A 19,363-nucleotide genomic window follows, 5' to 3' on the forward strand; every position below is an offset into this window, starting at 1 on the left:
CTAAAATCCACGGCACACTAACTTCCCACCGAACGAGAACAAGTCCACGACATCATCGTGGACTTGTTCTCATCATGAAATCCTAAGAATGCTCCAGCGATCACCACTCATTCGGATGTTTCTAGTGAATCGCTTTCTCATTTAAGCACTACTTCACCAATGTTTGAATCACTCAGTTATGGTGGCTTGGGCGATTGTCCAGATCTACAGAGAGCAAGTATGGCTTCTCAAGTGCGATAGTAAAATTACTTGTATCCACGGTGCTGCCATTAATCAACTCACGCGCGTTACCTACTGCTTTACCATTTACTTCAATTTTAATCGTCTTGGAGGCTGTAGTAGGGTCATAGTTAGCAATGTTGATAAGCAATTTACCTTCAAAACTTGTGCTCAGCCACTCCACACCGTCAATTACTTCACCTGTTACCTTATCCTTCAGAACAACATTCAATAACCGTAGATCAGTCAAACTCGCTCTGATTGATTGTTTTAAAGCGGCGTTGTCGATGTCGCTGGCGAGTACCTTCGAACCTGCAAGAACCGCGCTTCTGATTGAGCTATTCAGCGGCTTATTGTTCTCATCAGCGCTCATTGAGTTGTTGCCGATCATAATGACCTTCCCGCCTGCTTTAATGAAAGCTTTAACAGCTTTCAGCGTGGATTCCGATACATTAGTAGCTTGCGGAACGATAAGCAGCTTGTAATCATCTAATCCACCATCTTGCGATTGTTTTTCAGAAACAAAGCCTACTCTTTGACCACTAAATGTCAGTGCTTCATAGGCCCGATCCATCATATCCAAATACGAATTCGAGTAGACCATGGAAGGAAGCGAGTAGAGAATAGCTGCCTTCGGTGCACTGTTTTGCAGAGCAGTCACTTGATAAGCCAGTCGGTTCAAATCCAAATTCACTTTACCTATCGTTTGTACCACATCCGGACGCTGCAGAACACTGCCATAGAAATCACTATTAGAATCATAGGATCTCTCCCATACCCATATCGTAGAAGCGTTCTTGCCATGTACAGCGGATTGCCATAGTGATGTTTCGACATGCTTAGCTTGTTCTGGTGTATAAACGGTATCTCTGTCCGCAATAACATGTGTTTCCGAGTTAAAGATTGGCGCTTTTCTAAACGAACCTTGCAAGTCATAGAACCGGTTCTCGCGGATAAAGCCGCCAATGCCATTACCAAGGTAATTCCAATTGTCATTACCGTTCATATCCGAGAATTCGCTAAAATCCTCCGGATCAACGCCATAGGTTGTTGCACCAGTCAAGTTAGCCATGATTTTGGCGCTGACAGGCACATTTGGCGCAAGCTTCTTCACTAGCTCAGCCATCCATTCGTGCCACGATGAGAAGTACTCATTGTTGAAAACAGTCCAATCATAGTAATACGGCGTTGCACTACTGGATGCAGGCATTGCAACATCGTTAAATGTACTGAAATTCGAACCATAATTAGTATTTAAACTTCCGATTTTCTTATATTTTTTCTTAAGGAATTGGTGCCATGGCGCCACTGCATAAGTATCCGTTCTCGTATCATACTTCGGCTCATTGCTTATGATGATACTGTGCAGCGCTGATGAATTCTTCACCAATGGGATCAAAGCTTTGATATAGGCTTCGATAATTTTGCGTGCTTCCGGTGCATTAACGTTGAATTTCAGGAAGCCCGAATTGTCGGTATTCACCACATTCGGCCACTTATCTTTCGCCCACTGCGGGAAATAATGCGGTGAGATGAGCAGGCTGACCGCGATATTATGATTCTCTGCATTTTTAAGAGTTGGAATAACGCTGTTCTTAATAAGTTCTGTGGAAATGCTGAACTCGTCTTTGCTTCCTGTTGCAGGCGGCAGCACCGTACCATCCGGTCCTAGCTCCATCTGAATGATATTCGTGCCATAGTCGCTAAACTGCGGGATATCGGCTTTCGCTTGATTGAAGTGGCCGTATCCCGTGAAGAAAATCGGCCGGTTGTCGACTTGATTCGATGTGGCTGTTTTTGTTGGGCCGATAAACGAGAAGCCTTTCAGCTTCGAACGAGCAGAGACGTATCTCGGAACGCTTAACGCTGTCTTCTTACCGCTCAAGTAAGCCTGCACATTCGTGATCGCTTCATTGTAGAGGCGATCCAGCTCGTTTACGACATAATCTGCCCGCGTTAAGAGACCGTTCGTAATGTCGTCTTTGCCGTATTGAATAAAGTTCTTGATTACAGTGTAATTCACCGTTTCGTAGTCTACCGGGATGCGCCGCGCCTTAGCTGTCGCAAGCAGACCCTCCAGCGCCGGCAGCTTCTCACTCAATTCATTCAGCAAGCTTAACAATGCATCTGCATTCCGTTTTACGGATACGGCAATCGTTTCTTCCTTGGACTCGCCTGTATCTTTATTAATGATGATTACCTTGAATTGCTGATTCCCAACAGTAGGGAACGATACCGGAATTGCTTTCTTAAGCACTTTCCCTGCTGGTACGGTGACTTCCTGGAGCTCTGAACCGCCGACATTCGGAAGGGAAATCTGGAATGTCTCAGCTTCCTCGCCGAAGTTAGCTACAGCTATTGAATAGTCATATGTTGTATTCTGAAGAACATCCTGCGGCCCATGCATCCAAGTGCTCCAGGTTTGGTCTTGATCCAGCAGCATCAAGGAACCAAGACTTGTTGCATCCTTGCCGTTACCGATCCCCGGCGTCCATTCGATGTAGCCTCTTCTGCCGGAACCATCATTATCATTAATCAGCAATGTAAATGGAACCTTATCCCCTGGTGCTGCAGGCAACGCGGCCAGCCACGGAATAACCAAATCATAGGCGGTTACCTTATTCGTATTGTCACGGCTGACTTTCAACTTGATCGAATCTACTCCAAGTTTAGCGCTCCCGCTATTCCAGCTGAATTTGCTTGCCGTTCCGCCGCCGTAAGAGAAGCCGTATTCCGGTCCGTAAACTGCGCCATCCTTGGAGAAAGCAACCTGAACACTATCGCCCATCCAAATATCGCCGCCTGAAAAATCAAACTGATCGGCATCCTTCACATTAACTTGCATGTAGAGATTATTATCATCGTAGGCAAGTACCGCATTTGCTGACGAATCGTTAACACCGCCCCAGCCTGATATTTTTACTTGTTTACTGGCATTAGACGGTAAAGTGAAAGAAGCCTGCCCGCTCCAATCGTTCACAAAGCCATCTGCACCGAAATTGCTCGTGCGTTGGATGCCTGCAAGCATCCCGTTTCCGATATCCGCTACATTCGACTTTATCCCGTAGAGCTCTTCTCCCGACACACCGGTTCCAATTGTGTAGTCGAAAACGGAAACCGCACTCTTCGGCTTATCCGTAATCTCCGCATAGGCCTTAATTGTGGTGACATCCGAGATCGTAATGGGGCCAGTATACATAATGGAGGTAGTAGAAGTCTTTGGATCAGATCCATCGAGAGTGTAGAAGATGTTAGCTCCCACAGACGGTGTAGTAAGGGTAACCTTTGTGCCCGGCGTTACGGCCGAAGAATCCGGAGTTGCCGATACACGTTGAACCTGACTCGTAAGAATTCTCATATTGTCGAGCTGATAGTGCAGCGTGCTTCTGCCCGCAATAGAGGTATCGCCATTCCAAATATAAAAGATGATGTTCGTAATATGAGAGCGATTCGCTGCTGGGATATTGTTTAGATCTAAAGTGAACGTATTCCACTGTTCCGCTGTCTGAACCGGGAGTGGCTCTTCATAGATTACACTGCCTACCGAATCCATCAGCTTGAAGCGGAGCGGCTCGAAATCACCTGCCGTTTGACTACCTACGGGACGAATGTCGAACTTCAGCTTCGTAGCCGGAGATAAGTCGAGTGGATTTGCATTCAAATCCCAGTGATACTCGACCCACGCATTTCCATTATCCAGACTCGGGACGGAAAATATAACATCGGCTGCTTGTGTTCCCTCAGTTTTAGTTACTGTATTTGCTGTAGCCGTTGTGCCCTGCCAATCGTTCAAGTTCTCGTATCCGTTAATGACACTCTCCATCAACGAATCCACAGGCTTTATTACTCTTAAATTATCAAACTCATATTGCAGTGTCGTTCTGCCGCCAATATTAGAATCCTTGTTCCAAATGTAAAAGACAATATGGCTGATTGAAGCCTTATCCGCCGCTGTCATATTGCTTAAATCCAGCGTAAATGTATTCCACTGATCCGCCGTTTCCTTCGGCAATGCGTCTTCAAACAAAACCTTATTCGCCGTTTCGTTATACAGCTTGAACCGGAGCGGTTCGTAATCACCTGCTGTTTGACTACCTACGGGACGAATATCTACCTTTAGCTGCGTTGCAATAGATAAGTCGAGTGGATCTTCTTTTGTGTTCCATAGAATTTCGCGCCAAGCATTGTCGCCTAGCGGATTCGGTACCGGATAGGTGACAATGACTGATTGTGCGCCTTCCGTCTTATTCCCTGTATCTGCTGCAACTGACATAGCGCCGTCATTAGACTTCCAGTCCGCGATTTTCTCGAATCCGTTAATAACCTCTTCTTGGGTAGTCGGATTTGCCGATACAACCGGATCATCAGCAGCGTAAGCCCGGCTAGCAGGTGGTGAGCCGAATCCTATTAAACCAAGCAGCAATGCGCCTGTAAGAATAATGGCATTTATTCGTCTGAACATGCTCATATAACCTCCCGTTTGTTTGCAACATCTAACTGTCTATCTTTGAAGCATAATGCGTTACCGGACACTCCCTGTCCTCTCTGCAACGCCTCCTTTGATGATCTCTGTAACTCCTTAAGTGAAAGCATGTATGTATTTTCGCTGATTGAAGCGCTTTCAAGTTTTCACAGCTATTGTACTGCGATTCGCAGAACGCATTAATAGAATATCTTTACTTGTGTCTGTTGTTATTTTGACATCTGCTATTTTTCTATAGAGCAACACGCATCCTACGTATCGGCCGAACCTGAGAACTCTTGTCACCTCTGTACAGCAAAAAAAGCCAACCAGCAGCAGCCGGTCAGCCTGTCAAAATGAGCTCGCATCCAATGCGAGCAATTCCTTACGTATGTACATCGCCGGAGAAGTACCCGTACGAACCGTCGTCCGGGAAGAAATCATCCTGCTGGGGGGCGTCGTCGTCCCAATTGGTTAATCCGGCTTGCGATTCTTCTTGAGCGATCAAATCTTCGTTGACCACATGCGCCGGTATCGTAATATTTTCCATATTGTAAGCGTCATTCGTGAGCTCAATATCCGGTATGGAGGACTGAACCGCAAGCTGTCCGCCATGCGCTTGCGCAATTTCAAGTGCGGAAGTAAGATCGCTGCCATGCAAATGAATATGCACGCCCCCACCCTGCTGAATGACAGGTTCGTAACCTAGCTCTTGAAGCGTGCTGCACGCGAGCGCGGCGGTATTGCTATCACCGAATTGAAAAAATAACGCAGTATCATTCTGCATCTTTCAGGCACACCCTTCTCCGGCAAAATAGTCCATTCCCGTTTAGAATGCCCATTTCCCAAGAAGTCATTCCTACCCTTTGCCAATTCCGTTCGCCGCAAGAACAATCTGCCACTTGCCCCACTCGATCGGATGTTCTGCAGCATACCCCGGCAGCGGCTCGTCTCCATCAATGATAATTAGCGGAAAATTACCTGCCGCCATCCGATTGAGCACGGCCCAATAAGACAAATCACCCATGCCGAGCATCGGAATTGCCGTAGAAACGGAACCAAATAACTTATCCGGCGTGAGCGGCCCTTGCCTCTGCTCTAATACCTCCAGCGTTAATCGCTCCACAATACCTACTTCACCATCATCCTCGGAAGGAATCCGCTGAAGCTGGAACTGCAGCGCTGCGGCCATCACTGGCAGAATAGCAGCATCTTGGCTCTTTAGCCACGACTTAATCGGTTCCCTGCCACCTGCAGCATAAGCTTCCCATGCACGAGCACCTGCAGCGAGCTCATCACCGGAAACCAGCTTGCGTTCCCGCCATAAGCCGCTAAGCTGCTCCGGTGTCAGCTGACCCAGGCCGCGGAAATCTGTAACGCCGGCAACCTCTTCGGCGATAACCCAGCTAAGCTTCGGAGCTTGTCCAAGCCGTACTGGTGCACGCCACAGCCAATAAAGCAAAGCCGCAAGCATCGCTTGATCGAACAAATCATATTCGAACCAGAGCACGATGTCCTCGCCTTCACGTACCGCGCTCGTCAATACGGCTAACTGCGACTCACACTCTCGTCTGTAATGCTCGCTCGGTACGCCACAATCCGTTTCAAACCATACGGCTCGTTCAATTATCTCGGCTAACCCCCACCATTCCAGAGACGCCGGGCCATCGATCCAGCTCTCTCTCCAAGGCAGAATACGGTCTGATTCGAACAACCCGGTTCGTGCTAACAACGCGGCAGCATGATCGCCATTTGTGATATGAAGCATGTTTATCCATTCCCTTCCATTAATTATATGTTATAATAAACGAACAACAGGAGCAGGGGGGCATAATAATGGATGATTTATTTACGTATTATACAGATGCAATCATGATCATTCATGAGAATCAAGGTGTACGTACAATACACACGATTAATAATGCCTTCTCAACTATAACAGGCTTTTCCTCTGAGCAGCTGGTCGGGCAAGATATTGCAACGATACAGCCTGATACTGCCAGCACGCTATGGGGGCTTATTGACCGGCTTTGCGCTACCTTCTCGAATCAGAAGAGCAGCGCATACGCGGAATGCAATCTTACTATGCAGTCAGATAAACATATTTTCGCTGAAGTGTTTGTTCAGCAGCTCGAAATTATTAATGCCGTCTATTACACCGTTAAGCTTGTTGACCGCTCTGAGCACAAATGGATTGAAGAAATGGTGATGAAACAGAATGTTGTGTCTTCGGTCATCTATACGAGCGGTGGATTAATGACGTCGCTTCGCAGCTATCGCAGCTCGATTCCCTATGACAGGTACAAGCTTTCCCTGAAACAAAACAAAGAGTTTGTTGTAGAAGAAGATCAGGCTCGTGTCCACAGCTTCTTTAATTCACTTCGTGAAAGCCGTCAGTCGGGTCAAATCACGTACACACTACGGCTTTTTGAAGAAAGGTACCTCACAACATCTCTCATTCAACCCTTCTACAATGCGGATGACAGCTTTAAATGTTATGCCATCCTTACACTTGCCATGAATGCCATTCACCTATCCAAGTTTGGACAAGCCATCCGTAAACAAACCCAATCCTTTAAGAGCGACATGCGTGATGCGGATATCGATCCGGCCTATAAGCTCCGTTTGCTTATGGTAGAGAAGAAGCTCTCTGTCACCCAGCTTGCCGAGAACACCCAAATCTCATTAACGACCATTTCCAATATCCGAAACGGCAAAATCAAGAAGCCGCAGCGCCTAACGGCCCATTTGATTGCGGCCGAGCTCGGCGTAGAGCCCGGTGAAATTTGGGGCGACTGAGTCGATGTAGACTACGATTACCTGCATAACACATAACAAAGAACCGCTCTCACAAGTCGTATCGCACACTTCTGAGGCGGTTCTTCTGCTGCTTGTTACAATTTAAACTTCGCTGTCAATGCGTTCATCTCAAGCGCAATATCGCTCAGCGAACGGGATGAGTTGGCGATTTGCTCTGCGGAAGCGGTCTGTTCCTCTGCTGTAGCTGCCACAGTCATCGCCGTTTCGGAGCTGTTCCTTGCAATCTCCTGCAAACGCTGCATCGAGCTGATGACCTGTTCTGAGCCTGCTGCCATTTGCTCCGATGCTGCTGCCACCTCTTGCACTTGACCTGATACACGCTCCGATGCTGCTGCAATGCCAGCGAAGGATGCACCTGCTTCACGCACACTGCGCAGACCGGCTTCCACTTCAACGGAGCTCGAACGCATCGTTTCCACGACGGTAAGCGTGTCGCTCGTGACATGTTCAATCACTTGCTCAATCTCTTCGATGGCTTCCGAAGTTTGAAGCGCCAGCTTCCGAACCTCGTCGGCGACTACCGCAAAGCCGCGGCCGTGCTCGCCGGCGCGTGCTGCTTCTATCGCTGCATTCAGTGCGAGTAAGTTCGTGTGCTTCGACACTTCACCGATCAGCTTCGAAATGCCGCCGATGTTGCGGGTATGCATTTCCAGTCGATTGACCTGCTCGGTTGCTTGCAGCACGGTTTCGTGAATGGCCGACATCCGTACCATCGCCTGCGATACCGCTTCATGCCCAATCGCTGCCTGACGACTCGCATCTGCCGATAAGCTGGCGACCAGCGAGGTCGACTCCGCAATACGATTGATCCCTTCGCCAAGATCCTGCGTCGTCTTGCTTACTTCCTCGAAACGCTGCAGCGTAATCTCCGTTCCGGCAGCCATATCCGCAACCGATTCCGCGGCTTGCTGCGACGACCCTGCGTTCTGCTCCGAGATCGCCAGCATTTGCTGAGAAGAAGAAGCAATGCCTGCTGAAGCTTCTTGTACACCCTGCATAGCAGCGCGCAACTGCACGATCATGCCGGAAAGCGAGTTATACAAAGCGCCGATCTCATCCTTATTGCGAATCTTCGGCACTTCCGTAACCAAATTGCCGCTTGCGACTTCATTCACAACGACAGCCGCCTGCTTAATTGGTTTCGATATCGTTCTGCGTACATACCAGGTCAAGAAAATAACCAGAATCGTACCGACAACCAGTGCGATTTGACTTGTCCGCTGCGATTGCGAATTGATCGTTATGTTTTGCACCTTCGCCTCTTCTGCGCCGGTATGGTTGTTACGGACCAAATAATCAATGCTGCTTTGAATCGCCGCATAGGAGTGCTCCGAATCCTTCATCAGCGCAACAATTTCTGCCGTGCTCAGCGCTTGCTTATTGTTCGCTGACACCTTCTTCGTAACATCCTGATACCCTTTCCATGCTTCCTCAAGCTTCGTGAACAGCTCTTGATCCGTCTGATCCCCCGCTGTCATAATTGCTTTATACGCTGCGAGACTATCATCTACTTTCTTAATCGTTGCATCCGTATCGGAAACATATTGTTTCTTCAAGCTTGCATTGGTTTCAAGAAGAATTTTGTACTGCAGGGTCAGCACATGATCCGCCATGTAGTTGATGTTGTTGATCGTCTCAACGCCTACAAGCCATTTGTCCGCGATCATCTTCGTGTTGTCATTAATTTTGGTCATCATGAGGGAGTTCAACACCCCATTCACAAGCAGCAAAAGCAGAACGCTGATAAAGGAAATCATCAGCTTGGCACCAACCGTAAATCTAACCTTTCCATTCATCTTCCCCATGTTGATCTCCGCCTCTGCCCCAATATTCCAATTATACTTGGAAATTCGTCACTTTAATAATTACATTATTCGACATTTCGCGTGAATTGGAAATGTCAATAAAACCTCCATTTTAGCGCCATTTGTCTATTTTGCTAATCTACCATATTTTTGCTGAAAGTTAAATATTTAAAGAAAAATTTATCGTACAGACACAAAAAAGCCACTTCTCTCGACGTTCGAAAGAAGCGGCTTTATATTAACTTCATCTAATAGCGATACGGCTGCAAGCCTGCGTTCAACGCTTTCGACTGCGCGTAAACGTCCTGGTAGACGCGGAACAGCCCTGCATATGCGCTGACAGCAGCTGGGTCTGGATGATAAACCGCGGCGCGTTTCACGAACAATTCTGCGCACGCCTCCAAACTTTCGAACCATCCGCAGCCATATGCTGCAAGCATCGCCGCACCAAGCCCCGGACCTTGCTCATTCTCCAAGGATACGACATCGGCACCGAATATATCAGCCTGCATCTGAAGCCACACCGGATTCTGAGCGCCGCCGCCAATGGAAATAATTGTATCTACCATTTTGCCGGCTTGTCTGAACAGATCCACCGATTCATTCAGAGAGAACGTAATGCCTTCCATAACAGCACGGGCAAAATGAATCCGCTCATGCGAACCATCGATCCCGATAAAGCTGCCGCGAATAACCGAATCGGCATGCGGCGTACGCTCGCCAACCAGATAAGGCGTGAACAGAAGTCCGTTAGCGCCCGGCTTCACATCGCCGATACCGGCAAGCAGCTCGTCGAACGATTCACCCTTAGCAAACGTATTCTTAAACCAGCTGAGACTATAGCCTGCCGCGAGCGTAACGCCCATCGCGTAGAACGCATTCTCTTTACCATGGTTGAAGAAATGCACTTTACCGCGGAAATCATTGCCGCTGCCCTGCTCGAACGAAAGAATAACGCCGGAGGTGCCGATGCTGCACATCGTCAATCCCTCTTGCAGAATGCCGGAGCCAATGGCTCCGCAAGCATTATCCGCACCGCCCGCGAACACCTTTGTGCTCTCGGATAGTCCGGAAGCTGCTGCTTGATCAGGCAGCAATGTGCCAGTCAAAGCATGAGATTCCACAAGCGGCGGCGCGAAGGAAGCCGGAAGACCGACCGCTTCGAGCACTTCGCTGCTCCAGCATTTATTCGCTACATCAAGCAGCAACGTGCCTGCTGCATCCGAGTAGTCCATATGCAGCGCGCCTGTAAGGCGATAGCGAACATAATCCTTCGGCAGCAAGAACGAAACCGCCTGCGAGAAGACTTCCGGTTCGTGCTTACGCACCCATAGAATCTTCGGCAGCGTGAAGCCTTCAAGCGCTGGATTACGGGTTACCGTAAGCAGCAGCTCTTGGCCCACTAGTGCTTCGATCTCACGGCATTCCGCCGTCGTGCGCGTATCGTTCCATAGAATGGCTTTGCGAACCGGATCTCCAGCCGCATTCAGCAGCACCAAGCCATGCATTTGACCGGAGAAGCTGATGCCTTCAATCGCATCAGCCGGTACGCCGGATTGCTCCACTAGCTCGCGAAGCGCGCCGATTGTTCCTTCCACCCAGTCATCCGGCGTCTGCTCGCTCCAGCCGGAGTGTTCATGATACAGCGGATAATCACGGGAAGCTTCAGCAGCTACAGTTCCGCTCCGATCAAGGAGAAGCGCTTTGACCGCGCTTGTACCCAGGTCAATTCCGATAACATAGGACATGCTTGACTGGCCTCCTCGAATTAAACGCTGTAGATAACTTCGTTCAGTACCAATTTGATCCGCTCAAGACGGCCGGACTCGTTCTTGATCGTGTTGTTTTGCATCGCGTATTGCTCAAGGGATTGCAGCGTAGCGCGGCCTGCAACGATCTCGGCACCGATGCCGTCTTTGAAGCTGCGGTAACGGTTGTCTACGATGTTGTCGATGATTTTCTCGTCGATCAGCTTCGCAGCTGCCTTCAGACCCCAAGCATACGTATCCATACCAGCGATGTGAGCAAGGAACAGATCCTCGTCTTCGAAAGAGCCACGGCGAACTTTCGCATCGAAGTTTACGCCGCCTTTGCCAATACCGCCTGCTTTAAGCACTTCATACAAAGTAAGTGTTGTCGAATACAGGTCTGTCGGGAATTCATCTGTATCCCAGCCCAGAAGCAGGTCACCTTGGTTCGCATCCAGCGAGCCAAGCATGCCATTGATGGCAGCAACGCGGATTTCGTGCTCGAATGTGTGGCCGGCAAGCGTAGCATGGTTCGCTTCAAGGTTGAGCTTGAAGTATTCTTTGAGATCATATTTCTGCAGGAAAGCAATTGTCGTTGCCGCGTCAAAGTCGTATTGATGTTTAGTCGGCTCTTTCGGCTTAGGCTCGATCAAGAACTGAGCGCCGAATCCGATTTCTTTGGAGTATGCAACAGCCATGTGAAGCAAGCGAGCCAGGTTGTCGAGCTCAAGCGCCATATCTGTGTTCAGAAGCGTTTCGTAGCCTTCTCGGCCGCCCCAGAATACATAGTTCTCTGCGCCGAGACGTTTGCCCACTTCAAGGCTCTTCTTCAATTGTGCACCGGCATAAGCGAATACATCCGCATTGGACGTAGTAGCTGCACCATGTACGAAACGCGGGTTCGTGAACATATTCGCCGTGTTCCAGAGCAATTTCGCGCCGGTAGCTTTCATGTTCTCTTCCATCAAGTCCACGATAATATCCAGGTTCTTGTTCGTTTCAGCCAGTGTTGCGCCTTCCGGAGCAATGTCGCGGTCATGGAAACAGAAGTAAGGAATGCCGATTTTGTTCAGGAATTCGAAGTTCGCTTCAACGCGGGCTTTCGCTTGATCCATCTCATTAGCGGAATCCCAGCCGCGAACCGCAGTGCCTACGCCGAACGGATCGGAGCCGGCACCAGTGAATGTATGCCAATATGCTACTGCAAAGCGCAGATGCTCTTCCATTGTTTTGCCGAGTACAACTTCTTTAGGATTGTAATGTTTGAATGCTAGCGGATTGTCCGAGCCTTTGCCTTCGTAAGCGATTTTACCGATATTTTGAAAATAAGCCATGAATAATTCCTCCTAGAATGGATGTATTGAAAACGCTCTTACAGCTATTCTAGCATCATTAAACTTAGTTTGTCTACTAAACAAAGTATGTTTTTTTTATAACATCCCCCATCCAAATACAGGCATACATCCCGGCTTGCTCGCATACATTGTACATAGTTTTTCTTTCAACACACAGGAGGCGAGTTTGGATGGCCTGCGGTAATTTAGGCGTAGCGAATGATTTTAACGTTTTCGTGCTGGGGAACCACACGCAATCTTTCGTTGATTCCGGCGGACGTGTGGCCGTTGGTGGCAATGCAACCTACAACAGCTACGGAATTGGCAATGCACTCCCCACATCAACTACGCGTGCCGACTTGATCGTTGGCGGCAATATGAACATCATCGGCGGCACCAATTTCAGCGGGAACAGCGTCATAAGCCCTACCGGAACCATTATTAATTACACGATGACGAACAATAACGGCGTTGCCGGTCAGCCTTTCCGCGCCACGCCGGTCGATTTTGCGGCAGCAGAGCAATATTTGACCTGTGCCTCAAGCTCGTGGGGCTCACTTGGTCCAACCGGAACCGCCTTTGTTAACTTCGGCCAAATCGTATTAAGCGGCAACAGCCCTACCCTCAATATATTCAACATCAATGGCAATAACGTTGCGGGCTCCGGTGTTTCGCTTGCCACCGCAAACGGCATTAACATTATCACACCGCCCGGCTCCACTGTGCTTGTGAATATTTCCGGGACCAATGTCGGATTCGGCAGCTATGCGATTTTCATCAACGGCGGTCAATCCACCCCAGCGAACGGGGCCGTCATTCTATGGAATTTCTTTCAAGCGACAACTGCATTCAACCTTAATCTGTCGATCAAAGGTTCCGTGCTTGCCCCATTCGCAGCTTGGAGCGCATCCGGCTTCGGGAACATCGACGGCACGATTGCGGTCGGATCGCTTACCAATACGACCGGTTCCATTGAAGAGCATCACGTCCCTTTTACGGGCTGTTTGCCGGAAGTCTTCTGTACACCGAGGCTGCAGCTGACGAAGACCGTCAATGGCGGAAGTTCCGTAAGCGGCCCTCCGGGAACACCGCTGACGTACGTCATCACGGTCACGAACACAGGTGCCGGGACGTTAACGAATATTGTCGTCGACGACCCTGAACTAAACTTTAACCAAACGGTCATGGTGCTGCCAGCCGGACAGTCCGTACAATTCACGATTAATTCCTCCATCAAATCCGGCCCGCCTAACAGCAGCTATCAGAATATCGTCACGGCGAAGAGCAATCAAACGCCTTTGCAATCCGCGGCTGTCACCATTAATATTGTCGGCCCGATTGTAGCGGAGCTGATCAAGACCGTTCAACCTACCACTGCAGAACCCGGAGATACCGTTACTTACACGTTTACACTTGTGGTTCAGAATGGTGCCACGCTCTTAAATGTGCATCTGGTCGATCCCGTGCTTGGTCTGGACTTGTCGTTTCCATCAGCGACCAGCGGTGAGCTGGCTTCTGTTCCCTTCGTCATTCCTGCGAATACGCCAATTGGCAGTAATTTCGTCAATACCGCAACGCTAACCGCAAGCAATTTGCCTCAGCCCTTAACCGATTCGGCAACCGTCCTGATCACGGAAACGCCGTCTGTCATCTTGACCAAGTCAGCAGATAGCGCCACCGCGATCCCCGGACAAACCATTATCTACACCCTTACCGTCAGCAATGAATCCAAAGCCACGACGCTGTTCAACCTTGTGCTGACCGATCCGCTGCTTCATGTCAATCAAACGATCGCGAAGCTCGATCCGCAAACTTCCGTCGTCTTTCATGGCATGTATACCGTTCCCGCCGGAACGCCCGCTGGCACAATTATTCACAATACCGCGACTCTCGTATCCTCACTTGGCACGCAAACAGCGAGTACAGACGTTACCATCCTCGCAGCCCCAAGCATCACGATTACCAAAACACCAAGTGTGACGCTTGTAGCGCCGGGCGAAACCATCTTCTACGACATTACGGTAACCAATACGGGCAACATCCCGCTAACCGATGTCTTTATTACCGACCCGGTATTGTCCTTCTCCGTTACGGTGCCTATTCTCCCGGTAGGCGGGCAATATGTCGCTAACGCCTCTTTTTCGGTTCCGCTCGGAACGCCCGCAGGGACGAAAATCATCAACACCGCATCGGTAATAACCGATCAAACACCGGCGATTTCGGCAATGGCAGAAGTCGTCGTCGCAGCAGTATACGGATTGTCGCTGGCTAAGACAGCGGATGCGAGTACGGCCGTACCCGGTCAAATAATTAACTACACCATTACGGTCACGAATACTTCCAATGCCAATTTGACGAATGTCACCATTACGGACGATCTGCTGTCTTTTACGGAAACGATCGCCACCCTCCCTGCCGGCGCCACGATCATGTATGACATTGAATACACCGTTCCCGCCGGAACACCAGCAGGAACCATTCTGACGAACACCGCGACAGCCGACTCTGACCAAACGGAGCCAACCACGGCAACGACGATGGTTATTATCACGGCCGTGCCATCGCTTAGTTTAACCAAAACCGTTGCACCGACCAGCGGACCGGCCGGTACTCCACTCACCTATACCTTCACGGTAACCAATACCGGTAACACCAGCTTGACACAGGTGCGCGTCCAAGATCCGCTCCTTGGCGTGGATACGATCATTCCGCTAATCGCGATAGGCGGGCAGGCCGTGTTCAACGTCCCTTCGGTTATTCCGGCCTTGCCGCCGGGAACGATCATTCATAATATCGCGAACGCAACCTCAACCGAGACGCCGACTCCGGTGTTCGCCGATGCCTTTGTAACCGTTGGAACCCCACCGACCCTATCGTTGACTAAGTCCGTAAGCGAACCTTCCGCTCTTCCGGGTGAAACGGTAACCTTCACGATTACGCTGACAAATACATCCGTGGTTGTGTTAACGAACGTATTGCTTGTCGATGAATTTTTCAATCTAAACTATACGTTCGACAGCCTTGCACCGGGCGAGTCCCGGACTATCAATGCCGATTTCACGATACCGCTCGATTCATTCGGGGGAACTGTCTATGTGAATACCGTAACAGTCTCTTCCGACCAGACGCCGCCTGTCTCAGCATCGGCTTCCGTCACCACCGAGAATGTTTTCGATATGACGATTACGAAATCGGTCAATTTCGCGACAGCGCTGCCGGGCCAAACCATCACGTACACGATTAAGGTCGAAAATACAGGAAATGCCTCCCTCTTCAATGTGTTGGTAACGGATCCGATTCTTGGTCTGCAAACGGTGATTACGGAGCTTGATGCTAACGCTGTTCAAACGTATATGATTCCGTACACCATTCCCGTTGATGCTGTTCCCGGCTCTATCATTGCGAACACAGCTACAGCGAGCAGCATGCAGACCGGTGATCGTACGGCAAGTGCCAGCGTCGAAATACTGCCGATTCCTGCCGGCGATATTAAAGTGCAGAAGCTTGTGAGCACCTTGACTGCGGATCCGGGCGATACGGTCTTTTATACGATTATTGTGTTTAACGACTCCACCGCGCTCGTCACAAATATTCAAATTACGGACCCTGTCCTTGGGATCAGCGAGACAGTGGCCGAACTCCCGCCGCAGAGCTCCTATACACTGAGCGTGCCATATACAGTTCCGCTTGGCACACCCGGAGGCACGGTAATTGTCAATACCGTCTTCGTCGATGCGCTCGGTGAAACTCAGACAGCCACTGCAACCGTCACTGTGAATGGAATTGCTGCGGTCACGTTGACGAAGACGGCCAGCCAGTCGACTTCCCTGCCAGGCGACATTGTGAACTACACCATTACGGTCACGAATACCGGCAACGTGCCGCTGACGAATGTTACGGTTACCGACCCGACGCTTGGCTTTGCGGACGTGATTCCGTCACTTGCAATCGGTCAAAGCGTGCCATTCGTTGTGCCATTCGTAGTTCCGGCTGTTCCTGCCGGTACGATCATTACGAATACGGCCTCAGTAACCTCGGATCAGATTCCGACGCCTGTAACTGCGTCTGCATCGATCAGCGTAGATACACCGGCAAACATTTCAATAACGAAGACGGTCACCCCGGCTTCTGCCGCTCCGGGCGAAACCGTTACATTCACCATTGAAATCATTAATACCTCAGCGGTTATTTTAACGAATGTGGAGATCACGGATGAGCTGCTTGGTTTGCTCATAGATGCGCCGGTTATTCCTCCGGGTGTGACTCGAACAATTACGATCGATTACACGATTCCACCTCAAACGCCTGCCGGCACAGTGATTAACAATGTCGCAACCGTCACTTCCGATCAAACGCTGCCTGCTTCCGCCGCAGCCGCCGTAACCGTGACTGCTGCTCCTTCCTTAAGTCTGGAGAAGCGTGAAAGCTCAAGAACCGCGATCCCTGGGGATTTCGTCACTTATTTGATCACGGTCACCAATACGGGCAATGTGGCCTTAACAGGCATTCGGTTAACGGATAACTTGCTGAATCTGAACGAAGTCATTTCACTGCTGGAACCTCAGCATACGTTTGTCTTGAACATCCCGTTTCAAGTGCCTTTCGGATTACCTGCCGGAACCAGCATATTCAATACCGTTGTGGCCGTCTCTGATCAGACCACCCCGCAAGAGGCGATGACGAATCTGGATATTCTGCCGGTCTACTCGATTGATGTTCGGAAGACGTCCGCACAAACCGAGGTACTTCCGGGAGGAACGATTGCGTTCGAAACGACCGTAACGAATACGTCCAACACGATCTTGACAAATCTCGTGCTGCACGACCCGCTTGTTGCTGTTGACGAAACGATCAACTCTTTGGATATCGGCGATTCGTTCACGCTTCATTCCGACTACGTCGTACCACTCGGCACTCTGGCTAACACCATTATCACCAACGTGGTAACGGTAACGACAAGCGAGACACCGCCTGCCGTTGCGGACAGCTCGGTGCTCGTTCTTCCGGATCCACGGCTTGAATTGACGAAGAAACTGCCGGTCATCGGTGTTCCCGGCGGCAGGCTAAGAATGGGATTGTTCTTCGTCAATAGCGGTAATGTCACCTTGCATAACATTCATTTGGTTGATGCGGCTGCGCGGTATGATTTCCACTTGGATGAACTGACGCCGGGGGCGAATCAACGAGGATCACTGTGGTTCATCCTCCCTCAGGATGCGCAGATTGGTTCGCAAGTCGTCAATACGGCTGTCATCAGCTCGAATGAAACGGCTCCGTTCGAAGCGCGTGCGAACGTTACGGTTGTCGGCCTGCTCATTGAGAAAACATCAAGCGCCATATCTGTCGTTGTCGGCGACCGCATCACCTATTCCTTGGTCGTTCGGAATCCGACTTCATATGCTGCACATAATGTTGTACTGAGGGATCCGCTTCCGATGGAAGCCGCCTTTATTCCGGGCAGTGTATCGGTCAACGGCGAACGGCTGCCTGATGCGACTCCGGGCTTCCCGGGTATACCGATTGGTACCATCCCTGCCGGCACATTCGCGACGGTGTCGTTCAAGGCTAGAGTAAAACTGGAGCCGCCCGGTCACAGATTAGAGAATCAAGCGCACGCCAGCTTTACGTTTACAGAAGGCGGACATACGGTCAGCGGCACTGCGGAGTCGAACGTATGGATCGTTGAGGTATACGACGACGAGGAATAAATAAAGTGCAACTTCACCTTCCGCGTGGTAAAATCGTACCCAAATCATCCGCGAGGCGGATTCGGGGGACGTTATGGCCATTAAGAAGACCGGAGATTTGACCTTAGTCAAAAAAATGAATACAGCAATCGTGCTGGAGGCGGTGCTTCGTCACGCGCCTCTTTCACGTGCTCAAATATCGGAGCGGACCGGACTGAACAAGGCGACGGTCTCGAGTCTTGTGCAGGATTTAATCGACCGCCATCTCGTGCTCGACATCGGCCCGGGTGAATCGAGCGGGGGACGCAAGCCGTTTCTCCTCTTGTTCCATGCCCGTGCAGGCTACGCAATCGGCATCGATCTTGGGGTTAATTATATACGCGGCATCTTAACGGATCTGGAAGGCGCCGTCGTATTGGAACGTGAGCTGCCGATTGATAATCATGAGATCGATATCGTGCTTCCGAAGCTGATGGATTGCATCGATGAGCTGAGGACATCCATGCCTGCGAGCCCTTATGGTCTGGTTGGCATTGGGATAGGCGTGCCGGGTATCGTCAATGGCGAGGGCACGATCTTGTTCGCGCCAAACTTATCTTGGCCGCAGGTTCCGCTTCGGGCCATGATTGAGGAACGCTTCTGCGTGCCGGCTACCATCGACAACGAAGCGAATGCCGGGGCGCAAGGCGAGCAGAAATACGGCGCCGGACGCGGCATTGCCAATCAAATTTATGTCAGCATCGGGATCGGAATCGGAACGGGGATTATCCTGAACAAGGAGCTGTACAAAGGGGCGGCCGGCTTCTCCGGAGAGCTTGGTCATCTGTCCGTGATGGCGGATGGTACGCCATGCCGCTGCGGCAATCGCGGCTGTTGGGAGCTGTATGCCTCCGAGAACGCATTGCTTGAACAGGCGGAGCCGCTGGGGTATACGGATTTGGATGCCCTAATCGGCGCAGCCGAACAAGGCGATGAGAAAGTCATCGCCCTGTTTCATCGGATTGGGGAATGGATCGGAACGGGGATTGCAAACATCGTGAATGTATTCAATCCGAATGTTGTGATTATCGGCAACCGGATGCGGCGTGCGGAACCGTGGATTCGCGAAGCCGTCGCCGCTACGGTCGGCAGTCGCGCACTCGCTTATCACCGGGAACAATTCCGCCTGCTCTATGCGGAGCAAGGTGACAAGTCCGCTGTGCGCGGGGCAGCTCATTACGCGATTTCCGCGTTTCTGACCAAGATGAAGGACAGCTAGCACACTGCTAAACGTTGTTAAATGCGATTC

Annotated in this window: 9 protein-coding genes; 3 read left to right on the forward strand and 6 right to left on the reverse strand. The window is 50.3% G+C overall.

The genetic code is table 11. From position 1 onward, the window contains the following. Positions 1 to 172 precede the first annotated feature (172 nt). From AC0YNS_RS17685 to AC0YNS_RS17695, 3 genes are all read right to left on the reverse strand, one after another. Entirely contained in the window at positions 173 to 4,681 is a 4,509-nt protein-coding gene (locus tag AC0YNS_RS17685; protein WP_475782281.1) for a beta-galactosidase, read from the reverse strand. A gap of 385 nt (positions 4,682 to 5,066) precedes the next feature. Further along, a complete protein-coding gene (locus AC0YNS_RS17690) occupies positions 5,067 to 5,468 on the reverse strand; it encodes a hypothetical protein (protein WP_475782282.1) in 402 nt (133 codons plus the stop codon). Positions 5,469 to 5,540: 72 nt separating this feature from the next. Beyond that, the gene (locus AC0YNS_RS17695; RefSeq protein WP_475782283.1) at positions 5,541 to 6,449 is read right to left on the reverse strand and encodes a DUF1835 domain-containing protein; all 909 of its coding nucleotides are present in this window, start codon (positions 6,447 to 6,449) and stop codon (positions 5,541 to 5,543) included. Between the two features lie 68 nt (positions 6,450 to 6,517). On the opposite strand from AC0YNS_RS17695, the gene AC0YNS_RS17700 reads away from it, so the two are divergent. Then, positions 6,518 to 7,480: a helix-turn-helix domain-containing protein gene (locus AC0YNS_RS17700; RefSeq protein WP_475782284.1), complete on the forward strand. Its 963-nt coding sequence runs from the start codon at positions 6,518 to 6,520 to the stop codon at positions 7,478 to 7,480. Positions 7,481 to 7,575: 95 nt separating this feature from the next. Here the strand turns inward: AC0YNS_RS17700 and AC0YNS_RS17705 are convergent, their stop codons facing one another. The 3 genes from AC0YNS_RS17705 to xylA all read right to left on the reverse strand — a co-directional run bounded on the left by AC0YNS_RS17705 (position 7,576) and on the right by xylA (position 12,388). Further along, the gene (locus AC0YNS_RS17705) at positions 7,576 to 9,306 is read right to left on the reverse strand and encodes a methyl-accepting chemotaxis protein (RefSeq protein ID WP_475782285.1); all 1,731 of its coding nucleotides are present in this window, start codon (positions 9,304 to 9,306) and stop codon (positions 7,576 to 7,578) included. 248 nt (positions 9,307 to 9,554) lie between these two features. Then, positions 9,555 to 11,054 (reverse strand): xylulokinase, encoded by a 1,500-nt coding sequence (gene xylB / locus AC0YNS_RS17710; RefSeq protein WP_475782286.1) that lies wholly within the window; start codon positions 11,052 to 11,054, stop codon positions 9,555 to 9,557. Between the two features lie 20 nt (positions 11,055 to 11,074). After that, a complete protein-coding gene (gene xylA, locus AC0YNS_RS17715) occupies positions 11,075 to 12,388 on the reverse strand; it encodes a xylose isomerase (RefSeq protein ID WP_475782287.1) in 1,314 nt (437 codons plus the stop codon). A 191-nt stretch (positions 12,389 to 12,579) separates the two neighbouring features. Between xylA and AC0YNS_RS17720 the strand changes: the two genes are divergently transcribed. Both AC0YNS_RS17720 and AC0YNS_RS17725 read left to right on the forward strand, forming a co-directional pair. Further along, entirely contained in the window at positions 12,580 to 18,096 is a 5,517-nt protein-coding gene (locus AC0YNS_RS17720; RefSeq protein WP_475782288.1) for a DUF7507 domain-containing protein, read from the forward strand. 73 nt (positions 18,097 to 18,169) lie between these two features. Then, positions 18,170 to 19,333: an ROK family protein gene (locus AC0YNS_RS17725; RefSeq protein ID WP_475782289.1), complete on the forward strand. Its 1,164-nt coding sequence runs from the start codon at positions 18,170 to 18,172 to the stop codon at positions 19,331 to 19,333. Positions 19,334 to 19,363: the final 30 nt, after the last annotated feature.

The organism is Paenibacillus sp. J22FR21 (assembly GCF_056269135.1).